The following is a 19471-nucleotide window of genomic DNA, read 5'->3' as shown; positions in this document are numbered from 1 at the left end:
TCGTCATGACTGAGGCAGCGCTGATCGACGGCCTGAGCCGACGTATCGATTATCTGCGGCTGTCGGTGACCGACCGCTGCGACTTTCGCTGCGTCTACTGCATGGCCGAGGATATGACCTTTCTGCCACGCCAGCAGGTCTTGAGCCTGGAGGAGATTGAACGGCTGGCCCGGCTGTTCGTCGCCCGCGGGGTGAAAAAAATCCGCCTGACCGGCGGCGAGCCGCTGGTGCGTCAGGGCATTGTCGGGCTGTGTGAGCGCATCAGCGCGCTGCCCGGCTTGCGTGAACTGGTTATGACCAGCAACGGCTCGCAACTGGTCAAGCTGGCCCGGCCGTTGGCCGATGCCGGTGTCAAACGCCTCAACATCAGTCTCGATAGCCTCGACTCCGCCCGTTTTCGGGCGATCACCCGCACTGGCGAGCTGACGCAGGTGTTGGCCGGGATCGAGGCCGCGCGCAGTGCGGGTTTCGAGCGCATCAAGCTCAATGTGGTGGTGATGAAAGGGCGCAATGCCGACGAAGTCCCGGCGCTGGTCGACTACGCCCTGAGCCACGGGCTGGATATCAGTTTCATCGAGGAGATGCCACTGGGCGAAGTGGGCCGTTCACGCGCTGAGTCACTGTGCAGCAGCGATGAAGTCCGTGTCCGGATCGCTGAACGCTACAGTTTGCTCGACAGCACCGAAAGTACCGGTGGCCCGGCCCGTTATGTGCGGATAGCAGATTACCCGGACTCGCGTATCGGTTTCATCTCGCCGCACTCGCATAACTTCTGTGCCAGTTGCAATCGCGTGCGGCTGACTGCTGAAGGTCGACTGCTGCTGTGCCTGGGGCATGAAAACGCCATTGATCTGCGCGCGCTGGTGCGCCGCCACCCGACCACTGACGCACCGATTCATCAGGCCCTGGACCGGGCCATGCAGCTCAAACCGGCCCGTCACCAGTTCGAAGTGGATCAGGTACAGATTCTGCGGTTCATGAACGCCAGTGGTGGCTGACCGGCAAAGATCATCTCCCTTGGGGCCGCATCAGCGGCCCATTTTTTACCTCCTTCAGCCCGGCGCGGGTGCTCCGCGCCGGGCATAGAACCACCAGGTTATGGCAATGCAGCTGGCGTAGAACAGGATGAAGCCGATGAAGGCCGCGGCCACGCTGCCGGTGAGTTCAATGGAGCTGCCGTAGGCCTTGGGGATGAAGAAACCGCCATAGGCGGCAATCGCCGAGATGAAACCGATGACCGCCGCCGATTCACGGTTGGCGGCCTTCTGGGCCTCTTCGGCGCGTTCGTTGCCCAGCTCGCGCAGTAGCAGATCATGGAAAATCACCGGAACCATGCGGAAGGTCGAGCCGTTACCGATACCCGAGCAGACGAACAACAGCAGGAACATGGCAAAGAAGCCCCAGAAGCTGCCACTCCCTTGGTCGCTCGGCAGAAAGCTCAGCACACCGATGACCCCGCCGATCATGACCACGAAAGCCCATAGGGTGACCCGCGCGCCACCGAGCCTGTCTGCCATGGCGCCACCGACAGGGCGTACCAGAGCGCCAACCAGAGGTCCAAGGAAAGCATACTTGACCGGGTCCATTTCCGGGAATTGCATGCCAGCCAGCAACGGGAAGCCGGCGGCAAAACCGATGAAACTGCCGAACATGCCCATATACAGCCAGCACATCAGCCAGTTGTGCTGACGCTTGAAGATCACTGCCTGATCCTTGAAGCTGGCCTTGGCGTCGGCGATGTCGTTCATGCCGAACCAGGCGGCAAGAGCCGCGACCACGATCAGCGGCACCCAGATGAAGGCGGCGTTTTGCAGCCAGACCGGATTGCCAGCGTTGCTGCCCTCCTGAATGATCAGCGGCTCACCGGCCATGCCGCCGAAGACGCTGCTGGCAATGGCCAGCGGTGCCAGCAACTGCATGGCGGACACCCCGAGGTTGCCGAGCCCGGCGTTCATGCCCATGGCCGCACCCTTGTGTGCCTGCGGGTAGAAGAAGCTGATATTGGCCATGCTGGAGGCAAAATTGCCACCGCCAAAACCGCACAGCAAGGCCAGGATCAGCATGATCAGATAGGGCGTATCCGGATTCTGTACCGCCACCCCGATCCACAGGCAGGGCAACAGCAGGCTGGCGGTGGACAATGCCGTCCAGCGCCGACCACCGAAGATCGGCACCATGAAGCTGTAGAATATCCGTAAGGTAGCGCCGGACAGTGCCGGTAAGGCGGCCAGCCAAAACAACTGGTTGGCGCTGTAACTGAAGCCCAGGGCCGGCAGCTTTACTACCAGAATGCTCCAGATGGTCCAGACCGCGAAGGCCAGCAACAGGTTGGGGATCGAGATCCACAGGTTGCGAGTGGCGATGCGTCGCCCCGTTGTGTCCCAGAACTCTGGATCTTCCGGACGCCAGTCGTCCAGCACAAAGGCCTTGGGTGTGGCCAGCTCCGGCAGATCGGTCGAGACTTGTTGGGTTTGCCATTCGACCCGCTCGGCCCGGCGAATACTGTAGTGCATCCAGCCCAGTGCCGCAGCGACGATCAGAAACAGCAACATGAAGCTGCTTTGCCAGATGCCGATGACGTCATTGAGCATGCCGAAGGTCAGTGGCAGGCAAAAACCGCCCAGCCCCCCAACCATGCCGACCACCCCGCCAACCGCGCCGACATGCTTGGGATAGTAGACCGGAATATGTTTGAACACCGCCGCCTTGCCCAGCGACATGAAGAATCCGAGGATGAAGATCAGCACGGTGAAGGCATACAGGCTGATTTCAAGATGAAAGCGAACCTCGCCCTGAACGCCAGCGATGATGAAGTCGGTAGCCGGATAGCTGAGCACAAAGGTGCAGGCTACCGAAGCCAGAAAGGTCCAGTACATGACCTTGCGGGCGCCGTAGCGGTCTGACAGCACCCCGCCGAGAATGCGAAACAGCGAGGCAGGTACGGTATAAAGCGCGGCAATGATCCCGGCGGTCTTGATGTCGACTTTATATACGCCCATCAGATAGTGCGGCAGCCACAGGGCCAGGGCGACGAAGGCGCCAAACACGAAGAAGTAATACAGCGAGAAGCGCCAGACCCTGGGGTCGGCCAAGGGCGAGAGTTGCTCGAGCATTCCCGGCGCGCCTTGTTGTCTGCGTTCGGCGGCCAGAGGGTCTTCACGGGCGGCGAGCAAAAACACCACGCCCATGATGGCCAGGATCGCTGCATAGACCTGAGCCGTTCCCTGCCAGCCGAGGGCGACCAGCAGAAAGGGGGCGGCGAAGTTGGTGACCCCCGCGCCGACATTGCCGGCGCCGAAGATGCCCAGCGCCGTGCCTTGACGCTCGGGCTCGAACCAGGCGGCGGTGTAGGTCACGCCGACAATGAAGGCGCCCCCTGCCAGGCCTACACCCAGTGCGCCGAGCAGCAGCATGGGGTAATTCTGTGCATAGGTCAGCAGGTAGGTGCAGGCGGCGCTGGTCAGCATCAGCAGGCCGAATACCCAGCGGCCGCCATAGCGGTCGGTCCAGATCCCCAGAAACAGCCGGCTGATCGAACCGGTCAGTACTGGCGTGGCCATTAGCAGGCCGAGCTGGGTATCACTCAGGCCGAACTCGGTTTTCATGCTCAGGCCGATGATGGAAAACACCGTCCAGACCGCAAAGCACAACGTGAAGGCCAGGGTGGACAGGCCCAGAGCCTGATATTGCCGGCTCCGTGGCACAGGGGTGGGCAAGGCCATGAAGTTCTCCTTTCCTTCATTACACAGTCAGATATGAACGCCGTCAGGTCTAACTGTAGTAGAGGCAGGCGATCTATCCAGTGTGGCTGGAGGGCTCCGGCCGGGTCCAAAGCCACAGCGCGACGCACAGCAGGAAGGCCGGCAACAGCCAGCGCAGTAGTTGTGGTGCTGGCAGCAGCCAGATCATCAGCACGCTGCTGAGCATCAGGGTACTGGCCAGCCATTTGGCCCGGCGCGGAACAGCCCGGTGCTCGCGCCAGTTACGGATCAGCGGACCGTAATGCGGGTGGGCGAGCAGGCGGGCTTCCAGTTCTGGCCAGCCGCGAGCGCCAGCCCAGGCCGCTACCAGAAGAAAGGGCGTGGTCGGCAGGCCGGGCAGTACTACGCCCAGGGTAGCCAGGCCGAGACACAGGGAGGCCAGGGTGCGCCAAAACCAGAACATGGGTGGGGTTGGTTCTCCGGGTCAGGATCTGTCGCTGCAAAGTATAGGCTTTCCAGAGTCTGCTGGAACGTTCGAGCAGTCTCCCTGGGAGAATTCGTTAAGCAGCCGTGACAGGCTGGGAATCCGGATATGCCGGGCCTTGCTCTCGATCAGCCCGCGTTCGCGCAGGTTGGCCATGGCCCGTGACAGGGTTTCCGGCTTGATCGACAGCCGCGCGGCGATCAGACCCTTGGGCAGCATCAGGTCGATGGCGGCGCTGTCCTGCGAATGGTCCTTGACCTGGCCAGCCAGGTACAGGGCCAGGCGTTGAGTGGCATTTTGCAGCGTCAGATTTTCCAGTTCGTCCAGGCGTTGATGCAGGCGAATGCTCAGGTGGCCTAGCAGGTGCAGACAGGTTTGCGGGTTTTCCTGCAAGTGATGCAGCATCAGGCGGTTGGAGAAGGCGACCAGTTTGACCGCATCCAGGGTTTCGGCGCAGACCGGATAGACCGACTTGCGCATGAACATCACCGCTTCAGCAAAGGTGTGGCCCGGCTGGATGATTTCCACCACCTTTTCCTTGCCGTCGGCAGATATGCGGTACAGCTTGACGCGGCCCTCCAGCACCATGAAGAAACGCTCGGCAGGATCGCTCTGGCGCAGAATCTGCGCGTGGGAGTGATACTCACGGTAGTGAGCGTCGGCCAGCAGCTGGTCTTGCACTGCGGGGCTGAAATGAGCCAGCAGTGGGTGGTGGAGGACCTGCAGGCGCTGCGGTTTGCTGAGTGGCATGAGCGTTCCATCATCGAAGGCAGAGTTTCAGAGTAAATTCTTGACGGCCATCAAGCCATGCCCCCAAAGAGGTAACCGGTTCGCAGCTCAGCCTGGCTTTCCATCTGCACGTGGGGCCCAGAGCATGGGTGCGTAATGGCAGAGAAACAGGACAAAGGCTGCTGTCCAGCACAGGCTACTCAGCCAGAAACCGGCCAGCGGCTGACTGGGCGCCAGCCAGACGCGCAGTGGTACCGCCAGATTGAGCAGGGCGAAGGCCACTCCCATGCTGACGGGTGGCTGCAGCGGCCGGCCTGTGTGGCCGAGACTGACTCTGGCAATCATGGCCAGAATCATGCCGGCCATGGCCCCGATGGTCAGCAGATGCAGGCCCTGGCTGAAGCCGGGACGCCAGCCCAGATGCCAGAAGCCGTTGACCAGCAGGGCCAGCACCAGCCAGGCATAAGCCAGGTGCAGGGACCAGAGCAGCGGCACGTGCCAGATGCCCGGGTGATGCCAGCGCAGCAGGCGAATCAGGTGTCCCGCGGCCAACACCAGAAACAGTACGGCTTGCCAGGGAGCGGCAACCAGTCCGATACCGCTGAGTATCAACAGTGCCAGCAACAAGCCGCCGAGCAACAGGGCATGATCAAGCCAGGGCCAGGCCGTGACCTGGGCGTTCAGCCCCAGCCCGCGACTGGTGAAGAATGGGATGACCCGGCCACCGATCAGGCCGATCAGCGCGGCAATTAACCAGATGGCCGCCAGCGCGCCTTGGCGTTGCAGGCCGTGATCGCTGCGTTCCAGGCCGATCAGGCTGATCAGATTGCACAGTGTCAGCAGGCCGAGCACCAGCACGATCGGGTAATTGCGTACCTGACGCACTTGCCACAGACGCAGGCCAAGCACGATCGCCACGGCCGGCAGGAAGATCAGGTCCAGGGGGATCAGCAACCAGTTGGGCGCGCCGACCAGCCAGGCGAGGCGGGCAGCCAGCCACAGCCCGGCCAGGAGTGCCAGAGGACGCCCGGCCAGGCCAGCGATGCCGGTCCAGTTCTGCACGGCAGTCAGCAGAAAACCGGCCACAATGGCCACGGCGAAGCCGAAGGGCATTTCATGTCGGTGCCAGGCCAGCCAGCCACCGGCCGGCTGCCAGTCGATCAGGCCGAACAGGGCGGCGATCCACAAGGGGACCGCCAGTGCGGCGTACAGGCTGCCGGCCAGAAAAAAGGGGCGAAAGCCCAGACCGAATAGGGCCATGGAAATCTCCTTGCTATGGTTGCATGCTCGACCCTGGGGACGAGTGCGACAATATGTCCTTGGGGGTACCTCGGTAGCAGCCTTTATTCGGGAGGTACTTCTAGTAAGCTGAAACCAGCCATGGCCGACGGACCCGAACAATGACCTATCTGCTACTCAAGAGCCTGCATTTGCTGATGGCTATCGCCTTCATCGGCACACTGTTTTTCCAGGTTCTGATTCTCTGGCCTGCTGCGCGCGAACTGGAGCCAGCCAGCCGAACCAGACTAGCAGAGTTGCTGGGCCAGCGTGCGCGTCATGTCATCCATTGGGTGGCCTTGCTGCTGTATGGCGCGGGTATCGCCCTGGCCTGGCCCTATCGGCGGTTGCTGGCCGACCCGCTGGCGACCACCTTCGGCACGCTGCTGAGTCTTAAAATTCTGCTGGCGCTGCTGATCATCGGTCATTACGTGGCGTTGATCGTGTTGCGCCGCCGCCAGTTGATTGCCGAGCGCGGCATGCACTGGCTGAACGTCAGTCTGTTGCTGCATGCCGTGCTGCTGGTTATCTGTGCCAAGGCAATGTTCGTGCTGTAACGCCGGTCAGGCCTGGAACAGGATGTTGTTTTCCAGATGAATGTGTTGCATCAGGTCCTGGCGCAGTTCTTCCAACCCACGGTACAGCGCCTGCCAGGTGTTGCAGGCGCCGGGTGGCGGGGTGATGTCGTTGGTCAGGTTGATAACCCCTTCGAGCGCATCGCCATGCTGCTCATGCTCGAAGCGCATCACGCTGATGGGGCCGGAGGCCATGGCGGCATGCCCGCGGGCCAATAACGGGAACAGGATCTGCTCCTCTTTCAGCATGTGGCTTTCCAGTTCCTGAAGCATGGCGCACAGATGATCGGCCAGGCCGTTGGGGCACTCGGGCCGGTCACCATGTACCTGTTCGACCCGGCGGGCCAGGCGAATCAGTTCCGGCAGTTGCTCGCGGTGCCGGGCATGATAGCGATGCAGAATGTGATCAATCAGTTGCGCGGCACTGGCGCTGCTCCAGTCCTGGGCATCGCCGGGGCCGGCGCTCAGGCGCTGCAATTCATTGATCACGGCATCTGGCTCCAGGCCTTTGCGGGCACTGGCTTCGGCCAGGGTTCGATGACCATTGCAGCAGAAGTCCAGGCGGTAGTCGTGAAATACCTTGGTGGCGCCGGGAATACTGCGGGCCAGATCGCCCAAAGGGCTGTTGAGGTAGTCGATGTTCATGCACTTGCTCCGTTCAGTGGATCTAACTGAACCAAGGCAATCTCTGTGCCAGTATTTAACTTATTGATATTTATGGGTATTTTAATTTTTATGGTCATTATTACCCATCAAAAGTAGGGTTTATTTGACCGTCATAGGGTAAATTGAACCATGATCGACAAGCTGCTTTTACCTGACCTGGTTGCGGATCTGCCCGCTGCGGTACGTTTGCAGCGCCTGGTGCACGTATTGCGCGAGGCGTTTGCCTGTGGCGCGGTGGTGCTGCTACAGCGCGAAGATGACTGCCTGCGGCCTCTGGCGGCGGTGGGACTGGTGCAGGATGCGCTGGGCCGGCGTTTCGAGATTGCGCGCCATCCACGTCTGGCAGCCTTGCTGTCGCGCCGTGAGCCGACCTGGTTCGAGCCGGGCAGCCCGCTACCGGATCCCTATGACGGCTTGCTCGACGACAGCCCCGGTGCACCGCTGCCGGTACACGATTGCATGGGGGTCAGTCTGTATGTGGAAGGTGAGTTGTGGGGGGCTCTGACCTTTGACGCACTGCGTGCAGGCACCTTTGACGAACAGGCCAGGTTGCGTCTTCAGGAGTTGTTGCCGCTGGTTGAAGCGCTACTGCGGGTAACACGCCTGGAGCAGGAAAACCGGGCCTTGCGCCTGGACCGGGTGGCTGCGCCCGAGACGCTGCCTGGTCGCTTCGAGCATGGCATTGTCGGTCAGAGCCCGGCGCTTACCCGCTTGCTCGAGGAGCTGGCAGTGGTGGCCGATTCAGACTTGCCGGTACTGTTGAGTGGCGAAACCGGGGTGGGCAAGGAGTTGTTTGCCCATTGGCTGCATCGCCACTCGGCGCGTGCGGATAAGCCGTTGGTTCAGGTCAACTGTGCGGCGCTGCCGGAGTCGCTGGCCGAAAGCGAGCTGTTCGGTCATGTCAAAGGCGCATTCTCCGGGGCGGCCAACGATCGAAGTGGCCGATTCGATGCCGCTGACGGCGGCACCCTGTTTCTCGATGAGGTGGGTGAGTTGCCTCTGAGTGTCCAGGCCAAGCTGCTGAGAACCCTGCAAAATGGCGAAATTCAGCGTTTGGGCGCTGACCAGCCGCTGCGGGTTGATGTGCGTATCATCGCAGCCACCAACCGTAACCTGGCCGACTCGGTGGCCAAGGGCGACTTCAGGGCTGATCTTTATCACCGGCTTTCGGTCTACCCGGTGCCGATCCCGGCCTTGCGTGAGCGCGGTAATGACGTCCTGCTGCTGGCCGGGCGCTTTCTTGAACTCAACCGGGCGCGTCTGGGCGTACGTAGCCTGCGTCTGGCCAGCGATGCCGAGCAGGCGCTACTGGCCTATGACTGGCCCGGCAATGTGCGTGAGCTTGAGCATGTGATCAGCCGTGCAGCGATCCGGGCGCTTGGGCGTGAAGGCTCGCGCCAGGCCATGCTGGTCCTGGACGCGGCAGTATTGGATGTGCCGGCCAGTATCGCTCCGACGCTCAGGGACGAACGCAGTGCTGGCGCGGCTCCTGCGGGTGTGCAGCCCATGCGTATCAGCGTGGACAGTTGTCAGCGCGAGCAGATTCGCCGGGCACTGGCGGTGACCGATGGCAACTGGAGCGCCGCGGCGCGAATGCTGGATCTGGACCCGAGCAACCTGCACAAGCTGGCTCGGCGGCTGGGGCTGAAAAGCCTTGGTGAGTGACCGGTGGTCCAGGCAAGTGGTGCACCGTTGATATGCGTCAAGGTGTCGGCACGGCGCTGGCGGTAGGCTGTACGACATCAGAGTCATACATTCGGAGCGTCCTCCCATGTTCAATACCATCCGCTGGGATGCCGAACTCATCCGTCGTTACGATACCGCAGGGCCGCGCTATACCTCCTATCCTACCGCTGTGCAGTTTCATGATGGTGTTGAGCCTGCCGATCTGCTTCAGGCGCTGGAAGGCAGCCGCTTTGCGCGCCGGCCGCTGTCGCTGTACGTGCATGTGCCGTTCTGCGCCAACATCTGCTACTACTGCGCCTGCAACAAGGTCATTACCAAGGACCGCAGCCGCTCTCAGCCTTACCTCAAGAGCCTGTTCCGCGAGATCGAGCTGATCTCGGCCCATGCCGATCCGGACCAGCAGGTTGAACAACTGCATTTCGGCGGCGGCACGCCCACATTCCTTGGTCATGAGGAACTGCGTGGGCTGATGGCCAAGCTGCGGGCGCATTTCAACCTGCATGATGATGATATCGGCGACTACAGTATCGAGATCGACCCGCGCGAGGCGGACTGGTCGACCATGGGCATGTTGCGTGAAATTGGCTTCAACCGGGTCAGTTTCGGGGTCCAGGATCTGGATCCCGAAGTGCAGCGGGCGGTCAACCGGCTGCAAAGCCCTGAACAGACCCAGGCGGTAATGGATGCGGCGCGCACACTGGAATACCGCTCGATCAACATCGATCTGATCTACGGCCTGCCCAAGCAGAGCCCGGAGAGTTTTGCCAAGACCGTGGAGGCGATCATCGCGCTCAAGCCGGATCGGTTGTCGGTATTCAACTACGCTCATCTGCCCGAACGTTTTCCGCCGCAGCGGCGGATCAACGCGGCCGATCTGCCCAGCCCCGAAGCCAAGCTGCAGATGCTGGAAACCAGCATCCGGCAGTTGACCGATGCCGGCTACCGGTATATCGGCATGGACCATTTTGCCTTACCCGACGATTCCCTGAGCCTGGCCCAGGAATCGGGTGAGCTGCAGCGCAACTTCCAGGGCTACACCACCCATGGCCACTGCGATTTGATCGGTCTGGGAGTTTCATCCATCAGTCAGATCGGTGATCTGTATTGCCAGAACACGGCCGACATCAAGGTTTATCAGGACAGCCTTGATCAGGACCGGCTGGCGACCCGGCGCGGCTTAAGCTGCAATGCTGACGACCGGCTGCGCCGGGCCGTGATCGGCCAGCTCATTTGTCATTTCAAACTGCGTTTCAGCGATATCGAGCGGCGTTTTGGCATCGACTTTCAGAGCTATTTTGCCGATTGCTGGCCGATTCTTCAGCAAATGCACCGTGATGGCCTGATCCGGCTGGATGTCGACAACATCGAAGTATTGCCAGCCGGACGACTGCTGGTGCGCTCGGTGTGCATGGTGTTTGACGCCTACCAGCAGGTTGATGGTAATCAGCGGTTTTCGCGGATTATTTAGCTCCGGCATCGTCATGGCGAGTCGCGTAGCGGTGTGGCCATCCATGAGTGTGCATGGATCACCACACGGCTAGGCCGCTGGTAATGACGAGTGGCTGGTCGTGCCCGTTGCAAAATCGGGTGGCTTGGGGTATTGATATGCAACCAGTTGCATAAATATTCCAACAACAGGAGCCGCCCATGTCATCCAATACCCTTGCTCCGGCTGCCCAGGCCACCCTTGATACCTGGCACCGGATTCTCGAACGTAATGCAATGGAAGAGCTGGACCCGTTGCTGGCCGATGACATCGTGTTTCGCTCGCCGGTAGCCCATACCCCCTATCCAGGGCGAGCGGCCATCAAGCTGGTACTCAAAAACGTCAATCAGGTTTTCGAGAATTTCCGCTATCATCGCAGCTTCGTCAGTGACTGCGGCTCCAGCGTAGTTCTGGAGTTCAGTGCCGAGGTCAACGGCAAGGCGCTCAAGGGCATCGACATGCTGCGTTTCGATGACCAGGGCAAGATTCTTGAATTCGAAGTCATGGTACGGCCGCTGAGCGGACTGCAGGCACTGGGTGCGGAAATGGCCCGGCGCATGGAGCCCTACAAGGCGATTCTGGCTGGCCAGGCCTGATCAATTTCCACCTGTTTCCGGAGGCTTCATGGCTCTTCCCGCAATTCTGCAAAATCTGTCGTTGCCGGCGGTCTGCTCGCCGCTGTTCATCATTTCCAACCCTGATCTGGTAATTGCCCAGTGCAAGGCCGGGGTGGTTGGCTCGTTCCCGGCGCTCAATGCGCGTCCCGGACCGGTGCTGGAAGAGTGGCTGGAGCGCATTACTCGCGAGCTGGACGAATACAACGCGCAAAACCCGGACAAACCGGCCGCGCCGTTTGCGGTCAACCAGATCGTGCACAAGTCCAATGACCGGCTGGAGCACGACCTGGCGCTGTGCGAGAAGTACAAGGTGCCGATCATCATCACCTCGCTGGGTGCCCGTGAGGATCTGAATCAGCGGGTTCACGCCTATGGTGGCATCGTGCTGCACGACATCATCAACAACAAGTTCGCCAAGAAGGCCATCGAGAAAGGCGCCGATGGCCTGATCGCGGTAGCCGCCGGTGCCGGCGGGCATGCCGGTACCCAGTCGCCGTTCGCGCTGATCCAGGAAATTCGCGAGTGGTTCGACGGCCCGCTGCTGCTGTCCGGCTCGATTGCCAACGGCAATGCGGTGCTGGCAGCCCAGGCCGCCGGGGCCGATCTGGCCTACATCGGCTCAGCCTTCATTGCCACTGAAGAAGCCCATGCCGACCAGGCCTACAAGGACATGATCGTTGCCAGTAGCGCCGAGGACATCGTCTACTCCAACCTCTTCACCGGGGTACACGGCAACTACCTGCGCCAGAGCATCGTCAACAGCGGTCTGGATCCGGAGAGCCTGCCTGAGTCGGATCCGTCGAAGATGAGCTTTGGTTCCGGCGGCAGCAGCAAGTCCAAGGCCTGGCGCGATATCTGGGGGGCTGGTCAAGGGGTTGGTGCAGTCAAGGAAGTAGTGCCGGCGGCACAACTGGTTGAGCGGCTCAAGCGCGAGTATCAGGCCGCGCGGGAACGTCTGGCGCTGTAATCCTATGGCTGGTTTTGGCGCAGCAGGGGCAAAACCTGCTGCGCCCAGGCCAGCCAGTTTTCCTCGGTCATGATGCCCTTGCGCAAAATGGCATATTGCAGTTGTTGGGCCCTGCTCAGATTGGCGGCGGCAAAGTCGCGCTGCTCGATTTCGCGGTAAACCTCCAGCCGTGCCTGATGCTGCTCAATCAGTTGCTGCAGCTCGGCGTCCAGCCCCAGCGGACCTATTACAGCTTCAGCTCGCAGTTTTACCAGCAAATCCTGGGTATTGTTCAGTGACAGCTCCGGGCTGCGCGCCCAGCGAATCAACTCTTCACGTCCGTCCGGTAGCACCCGGTAGACCTTGCGCCGGCGCTTGCCGCCATTGTCCTGCTCCTCGACCTGCACCCAGCCACTACGGGCCATGCGCGCCAGTTCACGGTAGATCTGCTGATGGCTGGCCTGCCAGAAATAGCCGATTGAGCGATCGAAGCGATTGGCCAGTTCATAGCCGGTTGAGGGCTGTTCCAGCAGGGAGGTAAGCAGGGCGTGTTGGATAGACATGAGCGCATTCTAGCCGGGGCCTGAAGGGTGTCAACGGATGCTTTAAGACCGCCACTCAGGTGAACTGTTATGGTCATCAGATCCGTTGCTGCTACTGGTAAGACCTGACTGGCATCGGCATACTCGCCCCATGACACTTGCCACTCAACGTATGCGAGTGCTCTGCGCCGGTATTTTCAGCTTATTGCTGACGCTCGGTGTGGCGCGCTTCGCCTACACTCCGCTGCTGCCGCTAATGCAGTCCCAGGCTGGCCTGGGGCTGGCTGATGCCGGTTGGCTGGCGGCGATCAACTATGTCGGTTATTTGTGTGGGGCACTGCTGGCCTCGCTGATCAGTGACCTGCGCCTGAAAGACCGGCTGTATCGCTGGGGCATTCTGGTCGCGATCCTCAGTACCCTGGTCATGGCGCTCAGCACCCAGCTGTGGGTCTGGGCGTTGTCGCGTTTTGTCGCTGGTCTGAGCAGCGCCGCCGGCATGTTGCTGGGCAGCGCACTGATTCTCAACTGGCTGATGCGTCATGGCTTGCGTAGTGAGCTGGGTATTCATTTCGCCGGCATTGGGCTGGGTATTGCCCTGTGTGCAGCGCTGGTTGGTCTGCTCGATCAATGGCTTGACTGGCGTGAGCAATGGCTGATGCTGACCCTGTTCGGGCTGTTGCTGGCGGTGCCGGCGCTGCGCTGGCTGCCGCCGCCGGATACCAGCGGCAAGACCACCACCGGTGCGGCGATGCCCGACAATCCGCCAAGCCGGCTGTATTTGCAGGTGTTCATGGCGGCGTATTTCTGTACCGGTGTGGGCTATGTGGTCAGTGCCACTTTCATTGTCGCCATCGTCGAGCAACTGCCGGGGCTGGGCGGGCGCGGCAATCTGGCTTTCCTGCTGCTTGGCATTGGTGCGGCTCCGGCTTGCATTCTCTGGGATCTGGTCGCGCGGCGTACGGGTGAGCTGAATGCCTTGATCCTGGCCGCGCTGCTGCAGGTGCTGGGTATCCTGTTGCCGGTGCTGCAGCACAGCCTGTGGGCAGCGCTGACCGGGGCCTGGCTGTTCGGCGCGACCTTCATCGGTATGGTCAGCCTGGTGCTGACCATGGCCGGGCGTTATTACCCGACACGCCCGGCGCGCATGATGGGGCGCATGACTCTGGCTTATGGCGTTGCGCAGATTATCGGCCCGGCTCTGGTCGGCGTGCTGGCCACCCGCTTTGGGGGCTACACCATCGGGCTCTGGTGCGCTGCGGCGGTAATGTTGCTGGGCGCTGTGCTGCTGGTGGGCCTGAAATGGGTCGAGCGGCGTGATGCATGCGTGACGGCTGTCTGCCCGGATTGAGGCTCGGCTGGCGCGTTGTAACAGGCGATCTACACTGGAGAACAGTGTTCTTCACGAAGGGAACTCGCCATGCGCAACAATCAGCCGGTCACTGACCGCGAAAGGACGTTCGACGCCAAACAGCGCCTGATTTCCGCCACCGACACCGTCGGCAAGATCGTTTACTGCAATGATGAATTCGTCGCCATCAGCGGCTTCAATCGCGAAGAATTGATCGGCAGCCCGCACAATATCGTCCGCCACCCGGACATGCCGCCTGCGGTCTACGAGAACATGTGGTCCTATCTCAAGGCCGGCAAGACCTGGATGGGCATCGTCAAGAACCGCTGCAAGAATGGCGACTACTACTGGGTCGAGGCCTATGTCACGCCGATTGTTGAGCAGGGCAAGGTCATCGGCTTTGAGTCGGTACGCACCCTGCCGGCTCGTGATCGGGTGCAGCGCGCCGAGGCACTCTACAAGCGGATTCGCAGTGGCAAGCCGGCCCACAGCCATGTATTGGAAACCCAGCATCTGCTGCAAAAACTGGTGCCGGCGCTGGTTGTTGCGCTGATTGCCTTGCTGGTGATCGGTTGGCGCGGTACCTGGCCGCTGGGAGCGGTAGCGGCGATTGCCGTATTGCTGGGTGGCTACCTGACCCTGTGGCTGTCAGAGCGGGCGGTAGCCGAGGCCATGCACAGTATTCCCAATGCGTTTGATAACGAGATCGCGGCACTGGCCTTTGCCAATGATGACGGCATGATCGGTCGCCTGCGCATGGTGCTGATCAGCGAGGCTGCGCGTATTCGCACAGCCCTGACGCGACTGTCCGATTATGCAGCGCAAACCAGCAGTGGTGCCAGTCAGGCCTGTAGCCTGGCGACCCGTACCACGGTGGCACTGGAGGCCCAGCGTCAGGAAGCGGACCAGGCGGCTACGGCGATGAACGAAATGGCGGCCTCCATTCATGAAGTCTCCAATCATGTGCAGCAGACCGCCGGCGAGGCTGAGAACGCCAGGCGACTGGTACGTGATGGTGCCCAAGTCGCCGAAACGACGTTGCGGGCGATTTCCGCCCTGGCCGAGACCGTCGAGCGCATCAATCAGGCCGCCGCCAGCGTGGCGGCGGAAACCGAACATATCAATACCGCCGCCAGTCTGATCCAGTCGATTGCCGACCAGACCAATTTGCTGGCGCTCAATGCCGCCATTGAGGCAGCAAGAGCCGGGGAGCAGGGCCGGGGATTCGCTGTGGTTGCCGATGAGGTGCGCGCTTTGGCCCAGAAAACCCGCGACTCGACCGAGTCGATCAAGTCGGTGATTGGCAATTTGCGTCAGCGTGCCCAGGAGGCTGTGGATGTAGCGCGCAGTGGTGATCTTGAGGCGGAGAAGGGGGTTGAGCAGGTAACCCTGACCCAGGAAGCTCTGCGTGGTATCGACGCGGTGATGGAACGCATCTCGCAGATGACTCAGCAGATGGCGGCCGCGGCGGAAGAGCAAAGTGCAGTCGCCGAAGATATCTCCGAGCAGATTAGCAGAATCGCCCAAGCCGCTGACCAGAGCCTGGAGATGGCCCGCGATACTGGTAATCGGGGGCAGTCACTGGAGCGTACGGCGGCCGATCTGCACAACCTGACGGACAGGTTCAACAGCTGAACCTGCCCGTCAATGTTTTCAGGGAATAGCCTCCAGTTGTTTCTTCAGTTCCTCGGCGCTGGGCCGCAACTGGCTCAGCCCTTGGCGGTTGCGCCGTTGACCGAGGAAATACAGGATCGGCGCGGCGATCAGGATTGACGAACTGGTGCCGATGACAATCCCGAACAGCATTGGCTGGGCAAAACTGGCCACCGCGCTGCCGCCGGCGATGGCCATCGGCAACAAGGCCAGGAAGGTGGTCACCGAAGTAAACAGCGTACGGGTCAGGGTCGAGGTGATGCTCTGGTTGAGCAACTCCAGTAATGGCTTGTCCGGTGTTTGTCGCAGGTTCTCCCGCACCCGGTCGAATACCACCACTTTGTCGTTGATCGAATAGCCGATCAAGGCCAGCAGCGCCGCTACCGCCGTCAGGTTGAACTCGATCCCGGTCAGGGCGAAGAAACCGATGGTTTTGGTCAGATCCAGGGCGATGGTCAGGGTTGCGGCCAGGGCGAAGTGATACTCGAAGCGTAGCCACAGATAACCGAGCATCCCGGCGCCGGCGAGTAGCACGGCAAGAATACTGGCCTGGCTGAAGTCTCCGCTGACCCTGGGGCCGACCATCTCCACCCGAGGGAAACTGGCCTGGTCGCTGAGACTCTGGACGGTGCTTTTCAGGGTGTCGACCGGTGCGCCGCTGGCCACCTGCTCGGCACTCGTTTGCGGCAGCCGGACCAGATAGTGCCCGCCATCGCCGAACTCCTGAATTGCTACCTGGCCCAGCCCTTGCTGCTGCAGGGCAGTGCGTAGCTGGTCTACCGCTGTTCCCGGCGCGTTGACCTCAACCACAGTACCGCCGCTGAAATCGATCCCGTAGTTGAGCCCGGGTTTGACGAACAGCACAACCGAAGCCAGAGACAGCAGCAGTGACAGGCCAATCCCGAAAAAGCGTCCGCGCATCACATTCAGCGGCCGACCGTTGAACCAGTCCAGCAGCCGCATGCCTGACATTACCAACGGCCGGCGACCAAGCTTGCGCACCCGCCACTCCATCAGCAGCCGGGTTACGGCAATGGCGGTGAACATTGAGGTCAAAAGACCAATGCCGATAGTTACGGCAAAACCGCGCACCGGTCCGCTGCCGAACATGAACAGCAGGCTGACGGCGATCAGGGTGGTCACGTTGGAGTCGAGAATGGTGGCGTAGGCGCGGTCGAAGCCTTCACGCAGGGCCAGCATCGCCGACTTGCCGCGCCGGGCCTCTTCGCGGATGCGTTCATTGATCAGAATATTGGCGTCCACCGCCATGCCGATGCTGAGGATAATCCCGGCTATGCCTGGCAGCGTCAGGGTCGCACCGAGCAGGGTCAGAGCGCCAAAAACCAATCCGACATTGACTGCCAGGCCGGCGCAGGCGATCAGGCCCCAGCGGCCATAGATCGCCAGCATGAAGCCGATCACTAAAGCCGCGCCGAGTAGTCCGGTGCTGATGCCCATGGAGATGGCATCACTGCCCAGGTCCGGGCCAACAGTGCGCTCCTCGATCACTTTCAGCGGGGCAGGCAAGGCGCCGGCACGCAGCAGCAATGCCAGGTTGCTGGCTTCGCTGGAAGTAAAGTTGCCACTGATTTCGCCACTGCCACCGGCGATCACGCTGCGAATCACCGGGGCAGTGATGACCTGCTCATCCAGCACGATGGCCAGCGGTCGGCCGATATTACGCTGGGTCAGATCGGCGAAGCGTCGGGCGCCGTCCTTGTCGAGCTTAAAAGTAACCACCGGTTGGCCGCTGTCAGGGTTGAACGCCAGTTGGGCATCGCTGATGTGTTTGCCTTCCAGTGCTACCCGTTGCTCCAGCCGATAGGAACTGCCTTCGGCATCGCCCGCTACAATCATGACCGGGCCGTTGGGGCGCTCGCCATCGACCACCCAGTGGAAGGTCATTTTGGCGGTGGTGCCGAGCAGTTCGCGGATCTGGCTGGGGTCGGCCACGCCCGGCATCTGCACCAGAATGCCGTCGTTGCCCTGACGGGTGATGCTGGGTTCGACCAGACCGCTTTCGTCCAGCCGGCGCCGTACTACCTCTAGGCTGCGCTCGACCGCGTCACTGGTCAGCGCCTGGCGCTGGGTAGCACTAAGTTCGCTGCCCTGGGCCTTTTCGGCATTGATCAGCAATTCCTGGGTATCGACTTCCAGCAACAGATGCGAGCCACCACTCAGATCCAGCCCCAGGGCCAGGGTGTTGTCGGTGTACCAGGCCGGTAGCCGCTGTGACAGCTGTGTCGGCAGGATGTTGGGCATGGCGCACAGCAGCCCAAACAGAATCAACAGACTGTAGATAACAGCCCGTGAAGACAATGATTTCATGACTAATCCTCGACGTTGGCGTCGTTTATTCGCGTAAAGGGGGTAAAACTGCGAGGATTAGACTGCTGGGGGCGCGCGTGGGGAGGGTCTTAGGTAGTGGGCCGCTGCCGGGAGGCTGGCGTGCTGGGTGACATAAGGGAAGCTGGCTCGATGGGCCGGTGCCGTCAGGATCAGGGCGGCAATCAGGGCCTGCTCTAGCAGGTCGGGCAAGCCATCACTTGTCGGGCTTGTGGACCGAGTGTCATTGATCAGCCGGATGTTGTCGGCATGCGAGGCAAAGAACAGTTGTTCGGCCTGGCTGACAAAGCCATTGCCAGCCCCAGCCTGCACGCCCAGAGCCGTGGCATTGAGCCCAAATAGCATGGCGCACAGCAACAGCCAGGCGAAAGCCAGCCTGGTCATCGACCGTTGCGGGACTGCTGTTATTTTGGGGCGGTCAGTTCGACCCAAAGCGTGGTTTGGCTCATATAGCATGCATCGATGTTAAGGGATTGGTGCGGATAAGGACAGTGCGTTGGCTTGCCATTGCTTAAATCGGCTGTGATTTCGGTACTTTCTCGACAGCTTCAATGAATGAATGCGCCTTCAGCATGGCAGTACATGCGCCGCCACTCTGTTGAAATTCTGGTGCTGTTTGACAGACATTCTCCTTTCAACCATTCCTTTGCAGCTTTGCGGCAGGTTCTGTATTCGATGGACCCTGCTCGGTAGTTACTGCAAAAGCTACTGTTATCGATTTGGCTATTTTGGTAGCTAAATGATGTGCGCCAGTAGGTGGTTCTTCCACGGGCGTCTTTCCATGGCATGGCAATAGTTGAGGATCTTCCATTTAGTCCCTGCGGTAGCCTCTGGCTCTGTCGTGGCGCTGCTGCTTCGGTCTGACGTGGCGCTTGAATCGTGTTGATATTGGTACGTGGCGCATAGTTGCTGTCATTGAAAACGGTTTTTCGCTCACCTTGCTTGGCCTGCGCTTGCCGGTCTCGTTCGACGTTTTGCCAGAATATTTCTTCGGCTGTTGGCTGGTTGGTGCTTGGCTTGCTAGGTACTTGTGCTGCTATTTGTTCAGGCTGTACAGGTGCTGGCTCTTGCTTCAGGCCCGCTGTGGGTGGCGCTATCTGCCGCTTTAGATGACCGGCCCATCCGTTCCTGTCGCCCATATAAATGATGCCACCTATCAAACTGATGGCCAGTATGGTCGAGATACCTATGGGGCTTTTGTTCTTTTGTTTCCGCACCCTGGTTGGTGCGTCATCAATGCTTGGTTTCAAGCTTTCGATTTGTCGTTTTAGATGCTCATCCATGTCCATTCCTTCGGGCGCTACCTTCCCTGTGATCAGCCATAGGGCGCGTTGTGGGTAGGTCTTCAAGGTCTTCAGCAAGGCCTGCTAATGCTGAACATAGTGGAACAAAGCAGATGGATATGAAAGGTCTT

At 60.7% G+C, this 19471-nt stretch carries 16 protein-coding genes and 2 pseudogenes; 9 read left to right on the top strand and 9 right to left on the bottom strand.

The window, feature by feature from the left end:
* Window positions 1–5 precede the first annotated feature (5 nt).
* On the top strand, window positions 6–998 hold the full coding sequence (gene moaA / locus C2846_RS13825; protein WP_119701708.1) for a GTP 3',8-cyclase MoaA: 993 nt from the start codon (window positions 6–8) through the stop codon (window positions 996–998).
* A gap of 54 nt (window positions 999–1052) precedes the next feature.
* On the opposite strand, the gene C2846_RS13820 is transcribed toward moaA, so the two are convergent.
* The 4 genes from C2846_RS13820 to C2846_RS13805 all read right to left on the bottom strand — a co-directional run bounded on the left by C2846_RS13820 (window position 1053) and on the right by C2846_RS13805 (window position 6174).
* Window positions 1053–3722 carry a nitrate/nitrite transporter gene (locus tag C2846_RS13820; protein ID WP_119701707.1) on the bottom strand — a complete coding sequence of 890 codons (2670 nt, stop codon included), beginning with the start codon at window positions 3720–3722 and terminating at the stop codon, window positions 1053–1055.
* Between the two features lie 73 nt (window positions 3723–3795).
* Window positions 3796–4164 (bottom strand): YbaN family protein, encoded by a 369-nt coding sequence (locus C2846_RS13815; protein ID WP_119701706.1) that lies wholly within the window; start codon window positions 4162–4164, stop codon window positions 3796–3798.
* A 21-nt stretch (window positions 4165–4185) separates the two neighbouring features.
* Window positions 4186–4935, bottom strand: a complete 750-nt coding sequence (locus C2846_RS13810; RefSeq protein ID WP_119701705.1) for a Crp/Fnr family transcriptional regulator — start codon at window positions 4933–4935, stop codon at window positions 4186–4188.
* An 87-nt stretch (window positions 4936–5022) separates the two neighbouring features.
* Entirely contained in the window at window positions 5023–6174 is a 1152-nt protein-coding gene (locus C2846_RS13805; protein WP_119701704.1) for an NnrS family protein, read from the bottom strand.
* Between the two features lie 140 nt (window positions 6175–6314).
* Between C2846_RS13805 and C2846_RS13795 the strand changes: the two genes are divergently transcribed.
* Window positions 6315–6749, top strand: a complete 435-nt coding sequence (locus C2846_RS13795; RefSeq protein WP_119701703.1) for a hypothetical protein — start codon at window positions 6315–6317, stop codon at window positions 6747–6749.
* 6 nt (window positions 6750–6755) lie between these two features.
* Here C2846_RS13795 and ytfE read toward each other — a convergent pair whose 3' ends face one another.
* Window positions 6756–7412 carry an iron-sulfur cluster repair protein YtfE gene (gene ytfE / locus C2846_RS13790; RefSeq protein WP_119701702.1) on the bottom strand — a complete coding sequence of 219 codons (657 nt, stop codon included), beginning with the start codon at window positions 7410–7412 and terminating at the stop codon, window positions 6756–6758.
* Between the two features lie 150 nt (window positions 7413–7562).
* Between ytfE and norR the strand changes: the two genes are divergently transcribed.
* The 4 genes from norR (at window position 7563) to C2846_RS13770 (ending at window position 12189) form a co-directional block, all read left to right on the top strand.
* The gene (gene norR, locus C2846_RS13785) at window positions 7563–9098 is read left to right on the top strand and encodes a nitric oxide reductase transcriptional regulator NorR (protein WP_119701701.1); all 1536 of its coding nucleotides are present in this window, start codon (window positions 7563–7565) and stop codon (window positions 9096–9098) included.
* A gap of 106 nt (window positions 9099–9204) precedes the next feature.
* Window positions 9205–10587: an oxygen-independent coproporphyrinogen III oxidase gene (gene hemN, locus C2846_RS13780; protein ID WP_119701700.1), complete on the top strand. Its 1383-nt coding sequence runs from the start codon at window positions 9205–9207 to the stop codon at window positions 10585–10587.
* A gap of 179 nt (window positions 10588–10766) precedes the next feature.
* Window positions 10767–11201: a nuclear transport factor 2 family protein gene (locus tag C2846_RS13775; RefSeq protein WP_080051154.1), complete on the top strand. Its 435-nt coding sequence runs from the start codon at window positions 10767–10769 to the stop codon at window positions 11199–11201.
* A 28-nt stretch (window positions 11202–11229) separates the two neighbouring features.
* Entirely contained in the window at window positions 11230–12189 is a 960-nt protein-coding gene (locus tag C2846_RS13770; RefSeq protein ID WP_080051153.1) for an NAD(P)H-dependent flavin oxidoreductase, read from the top strand.
* Between the two features lie 2 nt (window positions 12190–12191).
* Here the strand turns inward: C2846_RS13770 and C2846_RS13765 are convergent, their stop codons facing one another.
* Entirely contained in the window at window positions 12192–12731 is a 540-nt protein-coding gene (locus C2846_RS13765; protein WP_119701699.1) for a PadR family transcriptional regulator, read from the bottom strand.
* 130 nt (window positions 12732–12861) lie between these two features.
* Here C2846_RS13765 and C2846_RS13760 point away from each other — a divergent pair, with 130 nt between their 5' ends.
* The 3 genes and pseudogenes from C2846_RS13760 to C2846_RS19175 all read left to right on the top strand — a co-directional run.
* Complete coding sequence (locus C2846_RS13760) at window positions 12862–14058, top strand: YbfB/YjiJ family MFS transporter (RefSeq protein WP_119701698.1); 1197 nt, start codon at window positions 12862–12864, stop codon at window positions 14056–14058.
* A gap of 69 nt (window positions 14059–14127) precedes the next feature.
* Window positions 14128–14457 (top strand): annotated as a pseudogene (locus tag C2846_RS19180) (PAS domain-containing protein); the annotation flags it as partial.
* Between the two features lie 747 nt (window positions 14458–15204).
* Window positions 15205–15693: pseudogene (locus C2846_RS19175) on the top strand (methyl-accepting chemotaxis protein); the annotation flags it as partial.
* A gap of 18 nt (window positions 15694–15711) precedes the next feature.
* Here C2846_RS19175 and secD read toward each other — a convergent pair.
* From secD to C2846_RS18570, 3 genes are all read right to left on the bottom strand, one after another.
* Entirely contained in the window at window positions 15712–18039 is a 2328-nt protein-coding gene (gene secD / locus C2846_RS13750; RefSeq protein ID WP_119701696.1) for a protein translocase subunit SecD, read from the bottom strand.
* A gap of 57 nt (window positions 18040–18096) precedes the next feature.
* A complete protein-coding gene (locus C2846_RS13745) occupies window positions 18097–18441 on the bottom strand; it encodes a hypothetical protein (RefSeq protein ID WP_119701695.1) in 345 nt (114 codons plus the stop codon).
* Window positions 18442–18605: 164 nt separating this feature from the next.
* Entirely contained in the window at window positions 18606–19340 is a 735-nt protein-coding gene (locus C2846_RS18570; RefSeq protein WP_131038221.1) for a hypothetical protein, read from the bottom strand.
* Window positions 19341–19471: the final 131 nt, after the last annotated feature.

This window comes from Pseudomonas jilinensis (assembly GCF_003586265.1).
Lineage (GTDB): Bacteria > Pseudomonadota > Gammaproteobacteria > Pseudomonadales > Pseudomonadaceae > Halopseudomonas > Halopseudomonas phragmitis.
This window is presented reverse-complemented; position numbering and strand designations above follow the sequence as displayed.